Raw genomic sequence first — 19,784 nt, forward strand, 5'->3', positions numbered from 1 at the left:
GCGTGACGACTATTGTCATACCGGCCCGTTGGGCCTCGTCCCGTTATCCCGGAAAACCCCTGGCCAGGATTCGCGGCGCAGACGGCGTCGCTCGCTCGCTTATCGAACGAAGCTGGCAGGGCGCGCGATCGGTGCCCGGTGATCATGAGGTCGTCGTCGCCACCGATAATGATCGCATTGTAGAAGCGGTCGAGGAAATCGGCGGCCGTGCGGTGATGACGCCAGAGTCCTGCCGCAACGGCACGGAACGGGTTGCCGCTCTCGCGGGCGATGGTTCGCCGGACGAAGTCTTCGTCAATTTCCAGGGTGATGCCCTGCTGACGCCGCCGGACTTCGTGGCGGCCCTGATCGCTCACATGGAGAAACATCCCGATTGCGAAGTGGCCACTGTTGCGGTGCGCTGTTCGCCGGGGACGTATCGCCACATCGTGATCGACCAGGCCGAAGGCAGGGTCGGTGGCACGACCGCGATCGTGAATGCTGCGGGCAATGCGCAGTATTTCTCCAAGCGGGTTCTGCCGCATATCAGTCCCGGCGATGCTCTGGAAAACGATCCTCCGGTACTTCTCCATCTGGGTCTCTACGCCTATCGCCGCAGCGCATTGTTGCGCTATGCTGCATTGCCGCCGTGCCGGGTCGAAGAGATTGAGGGGCTCGAACAGCTCCGCTTCCTTCATCACGAAATACCGATGGCGGTACTGGCACTCGAACCGCCTGACTGGGACATGATTGAATTGAACAACCCGCAAGACCTGGAACCGATCGAACGCATCCTGGCGGAGCGGGGGATCGCGTGATGGCTTCGGGGGGAGTGGAGTTTCTTGGCGGTGATCGGCTTTTCCTGATCTCCGGCCCTTGCGTGATTGAATCGCGCGATCTTGTCCTGAGCATCGCGAATACCCTTGCCGGCATGGGCGAGAAGCTCGGTCTGCCTGTCGTCTTCAAGGCCAGCTACGACAAGGCGAACCGCAGTTCCGGGCGGTCGTTCCGCGGCCCTGGGATCGAAGAAGGGCTCAAGATCCTGTCTGATGTGCGGGACGCAACCGGCCTTCCCGTGTTGACCGATGTCCATTTGCCCGAACAGGCGGCGGTGGCGGGCGAGGTCGTCGATATCCTGCAGATACCGGCGTTTCTTTCCCGGCAGACCGACCTTGTCGCGGCCGCTGCGGCTACGGGGAAGGCGGTCAACATCAAGAAGGCGCAGTTCATGGCGCCGCGCGACACCTTTCAGGTCGTTGCCAAGGCGCGCGATGCCGCTGCCGAAGCTGGGGTTGAAGATCCTGCGATCTGTTTGACCGAACGGGGCAGCTGCTTCGGCTACAACAATCTGGTCGTCGACATGCGCAGCCTGCCGATCATGGCGGAGACGGGCTGTCCGGTCATTTTCGATGCGACGCATTCGGTCCAGCTGCCGGGCGGACAGGGCGACCGTTCGGGGGGAGAGCGGCAACATGTCCCGACACTCGCCCGTGCAGCCGTTGCTGCCGGGGTCAGCGGGCTCTTCATGGAAACCCATCCGGATCCGGACAAGGCGCTTTCGGATGGCCCGAACAGCTGGCCGCTCGACAGGCTCGAACCTTTGATCGCCCAACTCCTGCGCATCCGCGAGGCTTGTGAAGATGGTTGCCCGGCCACCTGAACTCAAAATCGTCGGCCAGGCGGGGGACGCGCTCGACACCGTTCGCCGGATATTGTTTTTGCAGGGACCGCCCGGACCGCTGTTCCGGGAGCTGGGCAAGACATTGGCGGATCGCGGCTTCGAAGTCTTTCGCATCAACCTGAGCGGCGGCGACCGGTACGACTGGCCGCGCGGGGGAATCGATTACACCGGCACGCTGGACGACTGGCCGATCTGGCTGGACCGGTTTCTGGACAAGCACCAGATCACCGAACTGATGCTGTTCGGCGATTGCCGTGCCCATCACGAATCCGCGCGCCGCATCGCGGTCGATCGCGGCGTCGATGTGCACGTTCTGGAAGAGGGGTATATCCGACCCCACTGGATGACCTTGGAGGAATACGGCGTAAACGGATATTCGCGCCTGCCCAAGGATCCGGACTGGTATCTCGAGAAGGCCCGCCACCTGCCTGACGAGGGTGAGCCAAAGGTGATCACCGCCAGCTTCAATAGGCGCGCGCGCGACAGTTATTGGTATTATCACCACAACGTCACGGGCCGCGTCCGCTTTCCCCATTATCGCAGCCACCGGCCCGGTTCGGTTGTCGTCGAGGGATTGAACTGGGTCGTTCGTTTTGCCGGCCGCACTTCGCGTGAAAAGCGCACTGTCGAAACGATCGAGAGACTGGCCGACGCCAAGTTCTTCCTGTTTCCGCTACAGCTCAGTTCCGACTACCAGATCCGCCGTCACTCTGCCTTCAACGACATGGAATCGGCCGCCCGCTTCGTGGTCGAGAGTTTTATTCGGAACGCACCTTCCGATACGCATTTGCTGGTAAAGGCTCACCCGCTGGATCCTGCGGCGCGGCGTTGGCCCAAGCTGATCGCGAGCATGTTGTCTGACGATGAACAACGCGCACGGGTGCATTACATCGATGGTGGGAATCTGGAGAAACAGGCGGCGCGTTCGCTTGGCTTGGTCTGCGTGAACAGCACGTCGGGTACGCTGGCTCTTGCCCATGACATTCCGGTAAACGTGCTGGGTGATGCGGTTTATGACATCGCCGGGATCACCGATCAGAAGCATCTCGACGACTTCTGGAGCGATCCGACACCGCCCGACAGACGCATCTGGACCGCGTTCCGCAAGGTGCTGTTCGATCGCTGCCTGATATCGGGCGGCATCGCCAGCAAGAGCGCGGTCGAAACCCTGATCAAGTCGATCCTCAAGCGACTGGGCGTCGAGCCCGTGCACAAGGACAACCCGGTGAAGCAGGCTGCTCGCCGTGCCTGATAAAAGCGTGCTGCGTTGGGCGAAGGCACCGTTGTGGCTGCTGCAGATCGCGACCGGTGCCAAGAATTTCGAAAAGAACGGGCTTATCGGTTCGAAGGCGCTGAACAGGGCCGGCCTGCACCGCGCGCGTGTTCGTCTGGCCGCCAGGCTTGCGGCTCGTCGGCGCAGGCGTCTGGCCTGTGCCCTGCCGCGCGATCTGGTTGCCGACTTCGCCCGCGATGGCTTCATCGTTATCGAAAACGCGGTGCCGACGGGCGAATTTCCTACGTTGCGCGATGCAATCCTGTCTTACGAGGCGGAAGTGCGTGAAATGGTGCAGGGCGACACGGTTACCCGGCGAATGGCTATCGACCGCGACATGAGAGCGGCGATCCCCGCCCTCGACAGATTCCTGTCATCACCGCTCTGGAAGGCAGCGACGCGCTATGTCGCCAGCTTTGACCGAGAGCCGTTGAATTACATTCAGGCGATCGTGCGTTCGGGAAAGGGGGCACCCGACCCGCAGACGAACCTGCATTCCGATACATTCCATTCCAGCATGAAGGCCTGGCTGTTCCTGAAGGACGTCGCCGAAGACGAGGGGCCTTTCACGTATGTACCGGGTTCCAATCGGCCGACAAACAGGCGGATCGCATGGGATGACGCGACAGCACAGCGTCTTCCGGATGGCGGCGACAGGCTGACTCGCCGCGGATCGTTCCGGATCGAGGAAAGCGAACTGGAAGACCTTGGCCTGCCAGCGCCCCGGCGGCTTGCGGTCAAGGCCAACACGCTGGTGATAGCGGACACATACGGTTTTCACGCCCGCGGCCCCTCCGCGCCGGGCATGGAGCGGGTGGAGATCTGGGCTTACAGCCGTTCAAACCCGTTCCTCCCCTTCACCGGCTTCGACCTGACCGGCGGTGACGGCATTGCTGACAGACGGATAGGCTGGTTGTGGGCATCACGAGATCGGCTGAAACGCTGGGTCGGCCAGCCATGGAAGCACGTTGGACGCCGGAAAATACTCTGAAGCCGCTGGCTTGCGCGGGCTTTTAGGTAATTTGCGACAAGACGGCCCCTCGCATCCATGCGGGAACGCTTCGTACTCCTGCAAAGGTCGAGAAAGAAGCGCGGTGCGGGCAGCGTGGAGCACGCCATGGCGTCGGCACACGGCTAAATTGCGCCGAACGCCGTCCACGCCATGCAAAGAGTGGAAGGCGCAAAAGAAAAGGGCAGCCCGTGAAGGCTGCCCTTTCCCGTATGATCTCGCGAAACGAGATCGAAGGTAAGCGGTAAGGCTTACTTGAGCTCGACGGTACCGCCAGCTGCTTCGATCTTGCTCTTGATCTCTTCGGCTTCTGCCTTGTTGACGCCTTCCTTGACGGGCTTGGGCGCACCTTCGACGAGAGCCTTGGCATCTGCGAGGCCCAGGCCGGTGATGGCGCGGACTTCCTTGATGACCTGGATCTTCTTGCCACCGTCGCCGGTGAGAACGACGTCGAATTCGTCCTTTTCTTCAGCGGCGCCACCGGCGTCGCCACCACCAGCAGGTGCAGCAACGGCAACAGCAGCAGCGGCCGAAACGCCCCATGCTTCTTCAAGGGCAGTTGCAAGTTCAGCGGCTTCGAGAACGGTCAGCTGCGACATTTCTTCGACGATCTTCTGGATATCAGCCATTTGTATTCACTCCTAAGTTCATGCCCGGCGCGGCCATAAGTGCCTGTCCGCCGGAAAATCGCTTGAAACGTCTTATGCAGCGTCCTTGGCGGCGTATGCGCCGAAGACACGGGCAAGCTTTGCAGCCGGGGCAGTCGACAGCTGGGCGATCTTCGTCGCCGGTGCGTTGACAAGACCAACCAGCTTGGCGCGCAGTTCGTCGAGCGACGGCATCGAGGCGAGCGCCTTCACACCATCGGCATCGAGCACCTGCGAACCCATCGAACCGCCAACGACCTCGAGCTTGTCGGTGGTCTTGGCGAAGTCGATGATGACCTTTGCCGCCGCAACCGGGTCGACCGAAGTCGCCAGCGCGGTGGGGCCGGTCAGGAAATCGCCGATACCGACATAGTCGGTGTCTTCGATTGCCCGCTTGGCAAGACGGTTCTTCGCAACCTTGTAGGTCGCGCCGGCTTCACGCATCTTCGAGCGCAGCTCGGTCGACTGGGCGACCGAGAGGCCGAGGTTGCGGGTGACAACCACCACGCCGACCTCGTTGAAGGTTGCGTTGAGCTCTGCGACCGAATCGGCTTTTTGCGAACGATCCATGTTTGCTCCTTCACGTTTGATCACCTGCCGAAGCAGGCGATCGGCTCATTGTGTCCACGCGCCATTGCCCGAAGGCTCCGGCGTGCGGGCGAGTCCGTTCGATCAGGGAAGGAGGAGCGCTTGCCCTTTCGCAAAAGGATGGGCGCGGATGGCAGACCCGAAAGTCGCCTGAAATCTCTTTTCCCCGTCTAGGCTGGAAATTAAGACCGGCAAATTCCGGTCACCAACTGTCTCGGACGGATGACGACGGCAAACCAAAAGGCCCACCGACATCGCGGCGGGCCTCTAAAGGTTTCGGCGTGAGAGTCAAGCCGGGAAGGGTTTCTCAGGCCTTACTCGCCCTCATATCCCAGAAGGTCGCCCGGCTGGCAGTCTAGTTCCCGGCAGATCGCCTCCAGCGTGGAGAAGCGGATGGCCTTGGCCTTGCCGGTCTTCAGGATCGAGAGGTTGGCAAGCGTGAGGCCGACGCGGTCTGCCAATTCGGTCAGCGTCATGCGGCGTTCGTGGAGCAGGTCGTCCAGTTTCACGGTAACGGGCATCAGACGGTTCCTTCCAGGTCGGCGCGCATTTCGGTTCCCTTGCGGAAGACGCGGGCGAGGACGAACAAGATGATGACCAGCAGGATCGCGCTGAGCGAGATGCCGTCGCCTTCGATGGTGTTACCCTCGGTCATCTGTTCCAGCATGACGGCCCCTGCGGAAAGCGGTAGGCTGAAGAACTGGATGGCGAGCATGAGCCAGGCCATCCGCGAAAGGCGCGTGGCGTTTTCGGGGACGAAGGGGTCGCCTTCACCCACGGTGTTGACGATGCGGCGGCAAAGCAGGGTGACGACGAAGACCATACCCAGCACGATTGCGCCCATGGCAGCCATGCCGGCAAGGACCGGCAGCGCGTCGGGCACGACGCCTTCTGCCTGAAGCTCTGCGATGATCTGGGCGCGGAACAGGAGGATCGCCGGGACCGCGATGGTGCAGAAGAAGGCCGCGACGCCCGCAATGACCTGAATGATGATGAGGATGACCCGCGCGATGGCAAGCAGGGGGTCGATGCGCTTGAGCGACATGGCGATGCTCCGTCGATTGGAAGGTAAGGGCCGGGAAGGACCGGTCGTCAGGCGACGACCGGTGCAACCGCAACCGCTGCCGAGGCGTAGGTCGTGGCAGGGGTGGTGACGGTGGATGCCCACATTCCGGCAGTCAGCAGGAAGGCGGCGAAGGTGGCGGTGATGTTGGTCTGATTGAATGTCATTTTTCGAACTCCGATATGCTTGATATCGATATTCAATAATCTGGAGGAGACTTATCGTCAATCAATAAATATCGAAAAACGATATGGATCTGATTGTTTTACGAAAAATATTGCTGTCGGCGTCCCCGTCTGGACCGCGCATGCCCGCAAAAGCCGAATCGAAACGGCGCTCCGCCCCCTTTGACAGGGGCGGGGGCGGCTCCTATATGCGGCCTCGTTCGAAGGCTTCGAGCAAGGCGGCCCTGGCGCGGGGGCCGGCCCGGGATGGAGGCCTCGGATCCAGCAAAGCGACGCGACGGCTGTGGGCCGGGAATGCCTCGAAAGGGGCGGATTCCCGTTTGTCCTGCGGCCTTTTGTCGTTTCTGCACCATCGCACGCGTGCGACGAAATCCCCTGCCGGGGCGGCAGACCGACTCGCAAGTCGGCAGGTCCGAATCGGCACAACACGAAGCAGAGGCTCCATACCTTTATGGCAACCCAGCTGAACGAGGCGGGCGTCCGCCCGACTGCCAAGAAGCGCATCCGCAAGATCTTCGGCGACATCCACGAAGTCGTCGAAATGCCGAACCTGATCGAGGTTCAGCGCGAGAGCTACGAACAGTTCCTGCGCTCCGATCCGGCGACCGGCTATGTTTCGGGCCTGGAAAAGACCCTGCGTTCGGTCTTCCCGATCCGCGACTTCGCGGGCACCAGCGAACTGGACTTCGTTCACTACGAACTGGAAGAGCCCAAGTACGACACGACCGAATGCCGCCAGCGCGGCATCACGTATGCGGCCCCGATGAAGGTCACGCTGCGCCTGATCGTGTTCGAAATCGATCCTGACACCGAGGCCCGTTCGGTTCTCGATATCAAGGAGCAGGACGTCTACATGGGCGACATGCCGCTCATGACCGAGAACGGCACGTTCATCATCAACGGCACCGAGCGCGTCATCGTCTCGCAGATGCACCGTTCGCCGGGCGTCCTGTTCGACCATGACCGCGGCAAGACGCACTCGTCGGGCAAGTACCTGTTCGCCGCTCGCGTCATTCCTTACCGCGGTTCGTGGCTCGACTTCGAATTCGACGCCAAGGACATCGTCAACGTCCGTATCGACCGCAAGCGCAAGCTGCCGGTCACCGCGCTGCTCTATGCCCTGGGCCTCGACAGCGAAGGCATCCTCGACCACTTCTACGACACCGTTGTCTGGGAACGCGGCGAAGGCGGCTGGAAGATCCCGTTCACGGCAGAAGGCTGGCGCGGCCAAAAGCCGGCGTTCGACATCGTCGATGCGGCCTCGGGCGAAGTCGTTTTCCCCGCCGGCACCAAGATCAGCCCGCGCGCTGCCAACAAGGCGGCCAAGGACGGTCTTGCCGAACTGCTGATCCCGACCGAGGAAATCTTTGGCCGCTATGCCGCCAAGGACATGATTGACGAGTCGACCGGCCGCATCTGGATCGAAGCCGGTGAGGAAGTCTCGCCGGAAAATCTCGAAGCTCTGGACAATGCCGGCGTCGACAAGCTCGAACTGCTCGACATCGACCACGTGAACACGGGTCCGTGGATCCGCAACACGATGCAGGCCGACAAGGCCGAGAACCGCGACATGGGCCTTGAGGCGATCTACAAGGTCATGCGCCCGGGCGAACCGCCGACGAAGGAAACCGCAGAAGCCCTGTTCGAAGGCCTGTTCTTCGACGGCGAACGCTATGACCTGTCGGCTGTTGGCCGCGTGAAGCTGAACATGCGTCTCGGCCTCGACGCCGAAGACACGATCACGACCCTGCGCAACGAGGACATCCTCGCTGTCGTCAAGGAACTGGTCGACCTCAAGGACGGCAAGGGCGAAGTCGACGACATCGACAACCTCGCCAACCGCCGCGTCCGTTCGGTGGGCGAGCTGCTGGAAAACCAGTACCGCGTCGGCCTGCTGCGCATGGAACGCGCGGTGAAGGAACGCATGAGCAGCGTCGACGTGTCGACGGTGATGCCGAACGACCTCATCAACGCGAAACCGGCCGTTGCCGCTGTCCGTGAATTCTTCGGCTCCTCGCAGCTCTCGCAGTTCATGGACCAGACCAACCCGCTGTCGGAAGTCACCCACAAGCGCCGCGTTTCGGCGCTTGGCCCGGGCGGTCTTACGCGTGAGCGTGCAGGCTTCGAAGTCCGCGACGTTCACCCGACGCACTATGGCCGCATATGCCCGATCGAAACGCCGGAAGGCCCGAACATCGGTCTGATCAACTCGCTCTCGACCTTCGCTCGCGTCAACAAGTACGGTTTCATCGAAACCCCGTACCGCAAGGTGATCGACGGCAAGGTGACCGGCGAGGTCCAGTACCTCTCGGCCATGGAAGAGCAGAAGAACACGGTGGCGCAGGCTTCGGCCGACCTCACCGGCGAAGGCACGTTCGTCGAAGATCTCGTCTCGGCCCGCCAGAACGGCGAATTCGTGATGAGCCCGTCCGAGCAGGTCACCCTGATGGACGTTTCGCCCAAGCAGCTCGTCTCGGTCGCGGCATCGCTCATTCCGTTCCTGGAAAACGATGACGCCAACCGCGCACTCATGGGATCGAACATGCAGCGTCAGGCCGTGCCGCTGGTCAAGGCCGAAGCGCCTTGGGTCGGCACCGGCATGGAAGAAACGGTTGCCCGCGATTCCGGTGCTGCCATCTCGGCACGCCGCGGCGGTATCGTCGACCAGGTCGACGCGACCCGTATCGTGATCCGCGCCATTGGCGATGTCGAACCCGGCCAGTCGGGCGTCGACATCTACCGCCTGCAGAAGTTCGAACGTTCGAACCAGTCGACCTGCATCAACCAGCGTCCGCTGGTGAAGGTGGGCGAAGTGGTGCAGTCGGGCGACATCATCGCCGACGGCCCCTCGACCGACATGGGCGAACTGGCGCTGGGCCGTAACAGCCTCGTCGCGTTCATGCCGTGGAACGGCTACAACTACGAAGACTCGATCCTGATCAGTGAACGCATCGTCAAGGACGACGTGTTCACCTCGATCCACATCGACGACTTCGAAGTCATGGCCCGCGATACGAAGCTTGGCCCCGAAGACATCACCCGCGACATCCCGAACGTCGGCGAGGAAGCCCTGCGCAACCTCGACGAGGCGGGCATCGTTTATGTCGGCGCCGAAGTGCACCCGGGCGACATCCTGGTCGGCAAGATCACGCCGAAGGGCGAAAGCCCGATGACGCCGGAAGAAAAGCTCCTGCGCGCCATCTTCGGTGAAAAGGCCAGCGACGTGCGCGACACTTCGCTCCGCCTGCCGCCGGGCGTGTCGGGCACGATTGTCGACGTCCGCGTCTTCAACCGTCACGGCATCGAGGTCGACGACCGTACCCGCGCCATCCAGAACGAGGAAATCGAACGCCTCGCCAAGGACCGCGAGGACGAACGCGCCATCCTCAACCGTGCGACCTACAACCGCCTTCGCGACATGCTCGTCGGCCAGACCGCTTCGGCGGCTCCGAAGGGCGTGAAGAAGGGCGGCGAGATCACCGAAGAGGTGCTGAACGAGGTTGAACGCCACGAATGGTTCAAGTTCGCGGTTGCCGACGATGGTCGCCAGGCGCAGCTCGAAGCCGTCAAGGAACAGTACGACGAGGCCGTGAAGGCCATCAACGCCAAGTTCGAGGACCGCAAGGAAAAGCTCGAACGCGGTGACGAACTGGCCCCGGGCGTGCTGAAGATGGTCAAGGTCTTCGTCGCGGTGAAGCGCAAGCTGCAGCCGGGCGACAAGATGGCCGGCCGTCACGGCAACAAGGGCGTCATCTCGCGCATCCTGCCGGCCGAAGACATGCCGTTCCTTGAAGATGGTACTCCGGTCGACCTGGTTCTGAACCCGCTGGGCGTGCCTTCGCGCATGAACGTCGGTCAGATCTTCGAGACCCACCTCGGCTTTGCTGCGCGTGGTCTCGGCATGCAGATTGCAGAGCAGCTCGACGAGTGGCGCGCCAACAACCCCGACGCGATGGCCGGCCCTCCGCCTGCCGCGCTGATCGACAAGTTGAAGGACGTCTACGGCGAGAACTACTACGACGACATCGAGAACCGCACCAGCGAGGAGGTCGCCGAACTGGCGAACAACCTGCGTCGCGGCGTGCCGATGGGCACCCCGGTCTTCGACGGCGCGCGCGAAGGCGACGTGACGACGATGCTGGAAAAGGCAGGCTACGAAAGCTCGGGCCAGTCGGTGCTCTATGACGGTCGTACCGGTGAAGCCTTCGACCGCAAGGTCACCGTGGGCATCATCTACATGCTCAAGCTGCACCACCTCGTCGACGACAAGATCCACGCGCGTTCGATCGGCCCCTACTCGCTCGTCACCCAGCAGCCGCTGGGCGGTAAGGCGCAGTTCGGTGGCCAGCGCTTCGGTGAAATGGAGGTCTGGGCACTCCAGGCCTACGGCGCGGCCTACACGCTGCAGGAAATGCTGACCGTGAAGTCGGACGACGTTGTCGGCCGTACCAAGGTCTACGAAGCGATCGTCAAGGGCGACGACACCTTCGAGGCCGGCATTCCGGAAAGCTTCAACGTGCTCGTGAAGGAAATGCGCTCGCTGGGTCTGAACGTCGAACTCTCCTCGCTCACCGACGGCGACGAGGACGACGACATGGCAGAGGCGGCGGAATAAGGAGTGTCGGGGAGGTATTGGATTAGCTGGCTGGCATTTGTTGCTGGGGGCGCTCTCATCTCATGGTGGCTCTCGGACGGAAATGTACTGGCGACGCTGGTTTGCTTTATCTTTCTGACGCTTCCGGTTTTGCTTTGGGTTCGAGCCCAAAGTCGCAAGATTGACCCTTCTAAGGGAACGCAAAAATGAACGAACTGACGAAATTCGCGAACCCGGTCTCCAAGCCCGAGACCTTCGACCAGATCCAGATCGGCCTTGCCTCGCCCGAGCGCATCCGTTCGTGGTCGTTCGGCGAGATCAAGAAGCCGGAAACGATCAACTACCGTACGTTCAAGCCCGAACGTGACGGCCTGTTCTGCGCGCGCATCTTCGGCCCCGTAAAGGACTACGAGTGCCTGTGCGGCAAGTACAAGCGCATGAAGTACAAGGGCGTCGTCTGCGAAAAGTGCGGCGTCGAAGTCACCGTGACCAAGGTCCGCCGTGAGCGCATGGGTCACATCGAACTGGCCGCTCCGGTTGCGCACATCTGGTTCCTGAAGTCGCTGCCCTCGCGCATCGGCCTCTTGCTCGACATGCAGCTCAAGCAGCTGGAGCGCGTGCTCTACTTCGAAAGCTACGTCGTCATCGAACCGGGCCTGACCCCGATGGAGAAGTTCCAGCTTCTCACCGAAGACGAACTGCTCGACGCGCAGGACGAGTATGGCGAAGACGCCTTCTCGGCCGGCATCGGTGCAGAAGCGGTCAAGATCATGCTCATGGATCTCGATCTCGAGCAGGAACGCGATGACCTGATGGAAGAGCTGGCGACGACCAAGTCGACGCTGAAGCCCGCCAAGATCATCAAGCGCCTGAAGGTCGTTGAAAGCTTCATCGATTCGGGCAACCGTCCCGAGTGGATGATCCTCGACGTCGTTCCGGTCATTCCGCCTGAACTGCGCCCGCTGGTTCCGCTGGACGGCGGCCGTTTCGCGACGTCGGATCTCAACGATCTCTATCGCCGCGTCATCAACCGTAACAACCGCCTGAAGCGCCTGATGGAGCTGCGCGCGCCGGATATCATCGTCCGCAACGAAAAGCGCATGCTGCAGGAAGCCGTCGACGCCCTCTTCGACAATGGCCGCCGCGGCCGTGTCATTACGGGTGCCAACAAGCGTCCGCTGAAGTCGCTGTCCGACATGCTGAAGGGCAAGCAGGGCCGCTTCCGTCAGAACCTGCTCGGCAAGCGCGTCGACTACTCGGGCCGTTCGGTCATCGTGACTGGTCCGGAGCTCAAGCTGCACCAGTGCGGCCTGCCCAAGAAGATGGCGCTCGAGCTGTTCAAGCCGTTCATCTACGCCCGCCTCGATGCCAAGGGTCTTTCCATGACCCTCAAGCAGGCCAAGAAGTGGGTCGAGAAGGAGCGCAAGGAAGTCTGGGACATCCTGGATGAAGTCATCCGCGAACACCCCGTCCTCCTGAACCGCGCACCGACGCTGCACCGTCTCGGCATCCAGGCTTTCGAGCCCGTGCTGATCGAGGGCAAGGCGATCCAGCTGCACCCGCTCGTCTGCTCGGCCTTCAACGCCGACTTCGACGGTGACCAGATGGCCGTCCACGTGCCGCTTTCGCTGGAAGCCCAGCTTGAAGCGCGCGTGCTGATGATGTCGACCAACAACATCCTCTCGCCCGCAAACGGCAAGCCGATCATCGTGCCTTCGCAGGACATGGTGCTGGGTCTCTATTACCTCTCGATGGAGCTGGAGAACGAGCCGGGCCAGGGCATGGCGTTCGCCGACATGGCCGAAGTGCACCAGGCGCTTCAGGTCGGTGCCGTCACGCTGCACTCGAAGATCACCGCCCGCGTTCCGCAGACGGACGAGGACGGCAACGAATATGCTGCGCGCGTTGAAACGACGCCGGGCCGCATGCTCATCGCAGAGTGCCTGCCCAAGAGCCACAAGGTGCCCTTCGAAGTCGTCAACCGCCTTCTCACCAAGAAGGACATCGGTGACGTCATCGACGAGGTCTATCGTCACACCGGCCAGAAGGACACGGTCCTGTTCGCCGACGCGATCATGGTCCTTGGCTTCCGTCACGCCTGCCGCGCCGGCATTTCGTTCGGCAAGGACGACATGATCATCCCCGAAACCAAGGAAGCGATGATCGCGGAGACCAAGGCGCTGGTTGCCGACTACGAGCAGCAGTACCAGGACGGCCTCATCACGTGGCAGGAAAAGTACAACAAGGCGATCGACGCCTGGAGCCGTTGCGGTGACCAGGTTGCGGCCGAAATGATGGACCGCATTAAGTCCCAGCCCGTGGACGAAGAGACCGGCCGCATGAAGCCGATCAACTCGATCTACATGATGAGCCACTCGGGCGCGCGTGGTAGCCCGGCCCAGATGAAGCAGCTGGCCGGTATGCGCGGCCTCATGGCCAAGCCGTCGGGCGAGATCATCGAAACGCCGATCATCTCGAACTTCAAGGAAGGTCTGACCGTTCTTGAATACTTCAACTCGACCCACGGCGCTCGTAAGGGCCTGGCCGATACCGCACTGAAGACCGCGAACTCGGGTTACCTGACCCGTCGTCTGGTCGACGTGTCGCAGGACTGCGTCATCGTCGAAGAGGATTGCGGCACCGAGAACGCGCTGGAAATGCGCGCGATCGTTCAGGGTGGTTCGACCATCGCTTCGCTTGGTGAACGCATCCTTGGCCGTACGCTGGCCGAGGACCTCGTCCACGCCAAGACGGGCGAAGTGCTGGCCAAGGCTGGCGACCTGCTCGACGAAGCGGCGATCAAGAAGATCGACGAAGCCGAATCGCAGGTGGCGAAGATCCGTTCGCCGCTGGTCTGCGAAGCGCAGCAGGGCGTTTGCGGCACGTGCTACGGCCGTGACCTTGCCCGCGGTACCCCGGTGAACATCGGCGAAGCCGTCGGCGTCATCGCGGCCCAGTCGATCGGTGAACCCGGCACGCAGCTGACGATGCGTACGTTCCACATCGGTGGCGCGGCGCAGCTCAACGAAACCTCGCACCTCGAGGCGGTTTCGGACGGCAAGGTCGTCTATCGCGACATGCCGACCATCGTCGACAAGCGCGGTCGCCGTCTGTCGATGGCCCGCAGCGGCGAGCTGCTGGTGATCGACGCCGAAGGCCGTGAGCGCGAAATGCACCGCGTCCCCTATGGTACGGTTCTCATGTTCGAGGACGGTGCCGAGGTGAAGCAGGGCGATCGCATGGCCGAATGGGATCCGTTCACCCTGCCGATCATCACCGAGCAGTCGGGCGTCGTGAAGTACCAGGACCTGGTCGATACCAAGACCCTGGAAGAGCGCGTCGACGAAGCCACCGGCATCGCCCAGCGCGTCGTGATCGAGTATCGCGCCGCGGGCCGTTCCAAGAAGGAAGACCTGCGTCCGCGCATCACCCTTCTCGGTCAGGCTGGCGACGAGACCGAGGCCGCCCGCTACATGCTGGCACCCGGTACGACCCTGTCGGTCGAAGACGGTCAGGAAGTGCAGGCCGGTGACATTCTGGCACGTGCTTCGCGCGAAGCTGCCAAGACCCGCGACATCACCGGCGGTCTGCCGCGTGTTGCCGAGCTGTTCGAGGCCCGCAAGCCGAAGGACAACGCGGTCATCGCCAAGGTCTCGGGCCGTGTCGAATTCGTTCGCGACTACAAGGCCAAGCGCAAGATCGCGATCATCCCGGAAGAGGGTGATCCGGTCGAGTACCTGATCCCGAAGTCGAAGGTGATCGACGTCCAGGAAGGCGACTTCGTCAAGAAGGGCGACAACCTGATCTCCGGTTCGCCCGATCCGCACGACATTCTGGAAGTGCTCGGCGTCGAGGCGCTGGCCGAATATCTCGTCAACGAGATCCAGGAAGTCTATCGTTTGCAGGGCGTTAAGATCAACGACAAACACATCGAGGTGATCGTTCGCCAGATGCTGCAGAAGGTCGAGATCACCAACGGCGGCGACACCACGCTGCTTCCCGGTGAACAGGTCGATTACGAGGAAATGCTCGAGTACAACGCGAAGCTCGACAAGGGTAAGCAGCCGGCAGAGGGCAAGCCTGTCCTCCTCGGCATTACCAAGGCTTCGCTGCAGACCCGTTCGTTCATCTCGGCAGCGTCCTTCCAGGAAACCACGCGCGTGCTCACGCAGGCCGCGGTCGAAGGCAAGAAGGACTCGCTGATCGGTCTGAAGGAAAACGTCATCGTCGGCCGTCTCATCCCTGCCGGTACCGGCGCGGGCATGAACCGCGTCCGCGTTGCCGCTTCCAGCCGCGACGCAGCCCTGCGCGCCCAGTATCGCAAGATGCAGGAAGCGCTGATCGCTGCCGACACGGCCGAGGAAGAGCACGCTGCCGAACTGGCACAGGGCCCCGAAGCGGCAATCGGTGACGATCCGCTGGCCGCAGTCGAAGGCGAGACCCACGGTCTTGACGCCGATGCAGGCGATTACCTGAACGAGGCAGCCGCCGATCACGACGGCAGCGAAGAGAAGAGCGAAGACTGACAAGTCTTCGCGGCTTTTCGAGGCCAACAAAGTAACGAACCCCCGTCGGAGCGATCCGGCGGGGGTTTCGTTTTGGAACAACCCCGGTTCCGTTACAGTCGTTTACTGCCAATTTACCTTCCCGCTTTACGCTCGCGCCCTTGAACGGTTGCACTGACGTGGGGGAATGAACCGGTTATGGGAGGCAGACAGGCCGCCCTTTTTGGTCGCGCAGACTACCTGATGGTCCGCCGTCTGCAGGACTATGCCGATCGCGGTCAACTTGCGGCGGCAACGTCGGCTTTCGGCGCCTTCATCACGTGTGTCATCCGCCTTGGCGGGCAGGGCGTGCTTATCCAGTTCGCCTGGCTCGGCTTCATGCTGGCGATCAGCCTCGCGCGCGTCGAACTGATCCGCCGCTTCGTGCCCGAATCGATCGACCTCGCCTATTTCCAGAAACAGCGCCGTTATGTCTTCGCACTTGGCGTCGCGGATTCGATCGGTTGGGGCGTGGGCATCGCGATGTTCGCCACCTTCGCGCAGGATGCCGAACTCTACCTTCTTTCAGTGCTGGTCGCGGGCGTCATCACGGCCTCGATGATCTACTACCGCGCGCTGCCCCGCATTTGCGCTGTGTTCGTCGGTGCGATGACGATCACCGGCTATGGCATCAGCTACGCGACGTTCGGCCGCGTCGAGATCGTCTCATTCGCGCTGATCACCGCGCTCGCCATGATCCTGTTCCGCGGGATCTACGACGACGCCAAGCTCTACAAGCGCAAGTTCGAGGGTGAGGCGGAACTGGCCGAAAGCGCGGAAACCATTCAGCTGCTGCTCCACGACTACGAAGCGCAGAGCGCCGACTGGCTGTGGCAGGTCGACAAGGGCGCCTGCCTCGTCGCGGTCTGCGACCGTTTCGGCGAGGCGGCAGGATGCGAATCGTGGAACCTCGAAGGGCGGGAAATGGTCTCGCTGTTCGATCACGGGCCTCAGCGCGAATTGCTGGCCCATCGCCTGCTGGTGCGCCAGCCGTTCCGCGACCTGACGATCAGCCTGACGGTCGATGGCGAAACGCGCTGGTGGACGATGTCGGCCAATGTCTGGGACGACGGCACGATGCACGGCGTGGCGCGCGATACCACCGATACGCGGCAAGCCGTCGAACGCGTCAACTTCATGGCGCACCACGACATGCTGACCGGCATCGCCAACCGCTTCCTGTTCGGCGAGACACTGGCCGAAGTGCTGGCGCGCAAGCAGAACGCAGGCGGGCTTGCGCTGCTCTACCTCGATCTCGACCACTTCAAGCAGATCAACGACACCTTCGGCCACTCGACCGGTGACCGGCTGCTGACAGAGGCTTCGAAGCGGATCAGCGGCGCGGTGAAATCGCACGACCTTGTCGCACGTCTGGGCGGCGACGAATTCGCGGTCCTGCTGACGCGCCTGTCGGACCAGGAAACCGCCAAAGTCGTCGCGCAGCGCATCGTCGAGGAGATGGAAAAGCCCTTCGTCCTCGGCGATCAGAAACTGTCGACCAGCACTTCGATCGGCATTGCGCATGTCGATCGGTCAATGGAAGGAACTGCGCGCAGCCCCGATACACTGCTGCGTCAGGCCGATCTTGCGCTCTATGCCGCCAAGGCGCTGGGCCGCGGCACATTTGCCGAATTCGAGCCGTGGCTGGAAGAACGCGACCGCGAGCGCGCCCAGCTTGAGGCCGATCTCAAGACCGCGATCCAGAACGACGAGTTCACGCTGCACTATCAGCCGCTCTACGACATCGCCCAGCGCAAGACTGTCGGGTTTGAAACGCTCGTACGCTGGCAAAGCCCGATCTGGGGCGTCGTCATGCCGGGTGAATTCATCCCGCTGGCCGAAGACAGCGGCCTTATCGTCTCTCTCGGCGAATGGATCATTCGCAATGCGATCGAGGAAGCGGCGAGCTGGGAAGAGAAGGAAACGGTGGCGATCAACCTATCGCCGCTGCAGATGCGCTCTCCCCGCCTGATCCCGACTTTGGCCGAGGCGATCCGCAAGACCGGCATCGACCCGGCGCGGATCGAGCTCGAAATCACAGAGAACATGCTGATGCACGATAGCGAGCGGAACGTGGCCATGCTCCACGAACTGCGCGACATGGGCATGCGCATTTCGCTGGACGATTTCGGGACGGGTTATTCCTCTCTGAACTACTTGCGCTCGTTCCCGTTCGACAAGATCAAGATCGACAAGTGCTTCGTCGAGGACATCGAGGACCGCGAGGATTGCCAGGCGATCGTGCGCGCCGTCATGCACCTGGCCGGAGCGCTGGGCATGTCGACCGTGGCCGAAGGGGTGGAACGCAAGAGCCAGCTGGAATGGCTACGCGCCGAAGGCATCACGCAGATACAGGGCTACCTGATCTCCTACCCCGTCAATGCCGAGGAACTGAGCGACGGCCGCCCTTTCAACGAAGACCGTGCGCAGTGGTTCAAGCCGCCTGAATTGCGCGGCAAGTCCGGCGACGGGGACGGAGAGGCCGCACCCCGGTTCGGCAAAGCGGCTGGCGGGGACCCGCTCGAAGACGCGGCCTGACCGGCCCACGGGCATGACAATTGCCGTCATGGCCGTGCAATGCGTTCTTTTCCGGATTGCCGACGGGCCTGACCGTTTTTAGCCTCGCCCCATGTTCACGCCTCAACTCCTGCTCGGCATCGTCTTTGCAACGATCGGCATTTTCGTGGCGCTCATGGGCGCGGACCAGATGCGCAAGGGCGGGGAAGGCGACAACAAGAAGCTGATCGCTGCCGGCGTCGTGCTTGCCGTGATCGGCATCGTCCTCGCCGTAATCTAGCTAGCTGCGTCCTCTTCGGGATAAGTCCACCCGCCGCCCAGCGCCTTGATCGCGGCGGCATGGGCGTCGACCGCCTCTGCCTTTGCCGATAGCGCTGCCCGCTCCGCCTCGTCATAGGCAAGCTGCGCCTGATTGAAGGCGATGAGCGAATCCTCGCCCGCCTCGTACCGCTGGCGCGCCATCTCAAGGCTCGTCGCCGCATCGGCCCGTGCCGCTTCGAGCGCGGCCCATGCCGCCCGCGCCGCATTGTAGCGGTTGAGCGCGGTCTCGCTGTCAGCCAGCGCGGACAGCACCGCTTGCTCGTATGCCGCTGCCGCCTCGTCCGCCTTCGCGTCCGCTGCCCTGATCTGCGCACGGATGCGACCGCCTGCGAAGATCGGCCACGACAGCGTCGGCCCGACGGTGAAGCGCAGTGAATCCCCTGACGCCAGATCGCCGACAGAGCGCGCCTGCTGTCCGATCGAACCCAATAGCGAGATCTTCGGGAAAAGCTGCGCGGTCTGCACGCCCACGTCGGCAGTCGCGGCGGCAAGCTGGTATTCCGCCGCAATCACGTCGGGGCGGCGGCGCAGGACATCGGCGCGAAGCCCTGCGCGGATAGCCTTGGGAGGGGCAGGGACGGGGGCGGGCTGGGCCAGCAGGTCTGCAGTGCCTTCGGGCGGCTGGCCGGTCAGCACCGCAAGGGCATTGGCGGCGGCGACGGCCTTGGCCTCGGCAGCAGGAACGCGGGCGCGGGCTGCGGAGAGCGCCGCGTCGGCATCGGCGGCGGGGCCGCGTGCGATCTCGCCTGCCTCAAAGCTCTGGCGCGCTAGCCTTGCGATGGTCTCGCGAGCAGATACGTCGCGCGTTGCAAGCTCGCCTTCGGCCTGCGCCTCGCGAAGCTGGACATAGGCGCGCACGGTCTCGGCCACGACGCGAAGCCGCGCTTCCCGCGCCAGTGCTTCTGCCGCGCCGAGACGGTAGCCAGCCGCCTCGATCCCGCGCTTGGTGCCGCCCCACAGGTCGATCTCCCACGAGGCGTCGAACCCTGCATCGAACAGAGAGTATTCGGGGGCAAAACCGGGGAGCGAGCCGACGGGAAGCTGGCCGTTTTCCGACAGGCGTTGGCGCGTCGCAGATGCGTTCGCCGCGACTTCGGGCACACGCCCGCCTGCTGCCGCGTCGAGACCTGCGCGGGCCTGCCGCAGACGCGCCTCTGCCTGCGCGATGTCGAGATTGGCCGCGACCGCTTGCTCGACAAGGCGGGCCAGCACCGGATCGCCCAGAGCGCGCCATGCCTCGACATCGGGGGCGGCGCCGTCGATGCCACCTTGCGACCATTCGCCGACTTCGCCGGTTACTTCGGGACGCTCGTAATCGGGCCCGACCGTGCAGGCCGAAAGGGCGATAAGCGGCAGGGCAAGGACGAGGAGCTTGCGCAACGT

General features: G+C 62.7%; 14 protein-coding genes. 8 read left to right on the plus strand and 6 right to left on the minus strand.

What is annotated here, in order from left to right:
* The first annotated feature begins 2 nt into the window (after positions 1-2).
* From KIH45_RS15770 to KIH45_RS15785, 4 genes are read left to right on the plus strand one after another with little or no spacing between them, the layout of a single operon-like run.
* Positions 3-797, plus strand: a complete 795-nt coding sequence (locus KIH45_RS15770) for a 3-deoxy-manno-octulosonate cytidylyltransferase (RefSeq protein ID WP_213176969.1) — start codon at positions 3-5, stop codon at positions 795-797.
* Positions 797-1,639 carry a 3-deoxy-8-phosphooctulonate synthase gene (gene kdsA, locus KIH45_RS15775; protein WP_213176970.1) on the plus strand — a complete coding sequence of 281 codons (843 nt, stop codon included), beginning with the start codon at positions 797-799 and terminating at the stop codon, positions 1,637-1,639. The genes KIH45_RS15770 and kdsA overlap by 1 nt, the downstream gene beginning before the upstream one ends.
* Positions 1,620-2,912, plus strand: coding sequence for a capsule biosynthesis protein (locus KIH45_RS15780; RefSeq protein WP_213176971.1), 1,293 nt, complete (start codon positions 1,620-1,622; stop codon positions 2,910-2,912). The genes kdsA and KIH45_RS15780 overlap by 20 nt, the downstream gene beginning before the upstream one ends.
* On the plus strand, positions 2,905-3,924 hold the full coding sequence (locus KIH45_RS15785) for a phytanoyl-CoA dioxygenase family protein (RefSeq protein ID WP_213176972.1): 1,020 nt from the start codon (positions 2,905-2,907) through the stop codon (positions 3,922-3,924). The genes KIH45_RS15780 and KIH45_RS15785 overlap by 8 nt, the downstream gene beginning before the upstream one ends.
* 269 nt (positions 3,925-4,193) lie before the next feature.
* Here KIH45_RS15785 and rplL read toward each other — a convergent pair whose 3' ends face one another.
* The 5 genes from rplL to KIH45_RS15810 form a co-directional block, all read right to left on the minus strand.
* Positions 4,194-4,571 (minus strand): 50S ribosomal protein L7/L12, encoded by a 378-nt coding sequence (rplL, locus tag KIH45_RS15790; RefSeq protein ID WP_213176973.1) that lies wholly within the window; start codon positions 4,569-4,571, stop codon positions 4,194-4,196.
* 72 nt (positions 4,572-4,643) lie between these two features.
* Positions 4,644-5,159, minus strand: coding sequence for a 50S ribosomal protein L10 (rplJ, locus tag KIH45_RS15795; protein ID WP_213176974.1), 516 nt, complete (start codon positions 5,157-5,159; stop codon positions 4,644-4,646).
* Between the two features lie 332 nt (positions 5,160-5,491).
* The gene (locus KIH45_RS15800; protein WP_144096965.1) at positions 5,492-5,698 is read right to left on the minus strand and encodes a helix-turn-helix domain-containing protein; all 207 of its coding nucleotides are present in this window, start codon (positions 5,696-5,698) and stop codon (positions 5,492-5,494) included.
* Positions 5,698-6,222, minus strand: a complete 525-nt coding sequence (locus tag KIH45_RS15805; protein WP_213176975.1) for a DUF2975 domain-containing protein — start codon at positions 6,220-6,222, stop codon at positions 5,698-5,700. Before KIH45_RS15805 ends, KIH45_RS15800 begins: the two co-directional genes overlap by 1 nt.
* Before the next feature lie 47 nt (positions 6,223-6,269).
* Positions 6,270-6,407 (minus strand): hypothetical protein, encoded by a 138-nt coding sequence (locus KIH45_RS15810; RefSeq protein ID WP_213176976.1) that lies wholly within the window; start codon positions 6,405-6,407, stop codon positions 6,270-6,272.
* Between the two features lie 469 nt (positions 6,408-6,876).
* On the opposite strand from KIH45_RS15810, the gene rpoB reads away from it, so the two are divergent.
* The 4 genes from rpoB to KIH45_RS15830 all read left to right on the plus strand — a co-directional run bounded on the left by rpoB (position 6,877) and on the right by KIH45_RS15830 (position 18,360).
* Positions 6,877-11,040 (plus strand): DNA-directed RNA polymerase subunit beta, encoded by a 4,164-nt coding sequence (rpoB, locus tag KIH45_RS15815; RefSeq protein WP_213176977.1) that lies wholly within the window; start codon positions 6,877-6,879, stop codon positions 11,038-11,040.
* Between the two features lie 185 nt (positions 11,041-11,225).
* Entirely contained in the window at positions 11,226-15,545 is a 4,320-nt protein-coding gene (gene rpoC, locus KIH45_RS15820; RefSeq protein ID WP_213176978.1) for a DNA-directed RNA polymerase subunit beta', read from the plus strand.
* A gap of 177 nt (positions 15,546-15,722) precedes the next feature.
* Positions 15,723-18,101: a putative bifunctional diguanylate cyclase/phosphodiesterase gene (locus tag KIH45_RS15825; protein WP_213176979.1), complete on the plus strand. Its 2,379-nt coding sequence runs from the start codon at positions 15,723-15,725 to the stop codon at positions 18,099-18,101.
* Between the two features lie 91 nt (positions 18,102-18,192).
* The gene (locus KIH45_RS15830) at positions 18,193-18,360 is read left to right on the plus strand and encodes a DUF2964 family protein (RefSeq protein WP_213176980.1); all 168 of its coding nucleotides are present in this window, start codon (positions 18,193-18,195) and stop codon (positions 18,358-18,360) included.
* Here the strand turns inward: KIH45_RS15830 and KIH45_RS15835 are convergent.
* Positions 18,357-19,781, minus strand: coding sequence for an efflux transporter outer membrane subunit (locus KIH45_RS15835; RefSeq protein WP_225899983.1), 1,425 nt, complete (start codon positions 19,779-19,781; stop codon positions 18,357-18,359). The genes KIH45_RS15830 and KIH45_RS15835 overlap by 4 nt on opposite strands.
* Between the last annotated feature and the right edge of the window lie 3 nt (positions 19,782-19,784).

Source organism: Croceicoccus gelatinilyticus, assembly GCF_018398395.1.
Taxonomy (GTDB): domain Bacteria; phylum Pseudomonadota; class Alphaproteobacteria; order Sphingomonadales; family Sphingomonadaceae; genus Croceicoccus; species Croceicoccus gelatinilyticus.

Bases quoted from the DNA above. Each gene is read 5' to 3' on its own strand.
- KIH45_RS15780 (WP_213176971.1), top strand. From the start codon at position 1,620: ATGGTTGCCCGGCCACCTGAACTCAAAATCGTCGGCCAGGCGGGGGAC.
- KIH45_RS15800 (WP_144096965.1), bottom strand. From the start codon at position 5,698: ATGCCCGTTACCGTGAAACTGGACGACCTGCTCCACGAACGCCGCATG.
- KIH45_RS15825 (WP_213176979.1), top strand. From the start codon at position 15,723: ATGGGAGGCAGACAGGCCGCCCTTTTTGGTCGCGCAGACTACCTGATG.
- KIH45_RS15810 (WP_213176976.1), bottom strand. From the start codon at position 6,407: ATGACATTCAATCAGACCAACATCACCGCCACCTTCGCCGCCTTCCTG.
- KIH45_RS15805 (WP_213176975.1), bottom strand. From the start codon at position 6,222: ATGTCGCTCAAGCGCATCGACCCCCTGCTTGCCATCGCGCGGGTCATC.
- rplL (WP_213176973.1), bottom strand. From the start codon at position 4,571: ATGGCTGATATCCAGAAGATCGTCGAAGAAATGTCGCAGCTGACCGTT.
- rplJ (WP_213176974.1), bottom strand. From the start codon at position 5,159: ATGGATCGTTCGCAAAAAGCCGATTCGGTCGCAGAGCTCAACGCAACC.
- KIH45_RS15830 (WP_213176980.1), top strand. From the start codon at position 18,193: ATGTTCACGCCTCAACTCCTGCTCGGCATCGTCTTTGCAACGATCGGC.
- kdsA (WP_213176970.1), top strand. From the start codon at position 797: ATGGCTTCGGGGGGAGTGGAGTTTCTTGGCGGTGATCGGCTTTTCCTG.
- rpoC (WP_213176978.1), top strand. From the start codon at position 11,226: ATGAACGAACTGACGAAATTCGCGAACCCGGTCTCCAAGCCCGAGACC.
- rpoB (WP_213176977.1), top strand. From the start codon at position 6,877: ATGGCAACCCAGCTGAACGAGGCGGGCGTCCGCCCGACTGCCAAGAAG.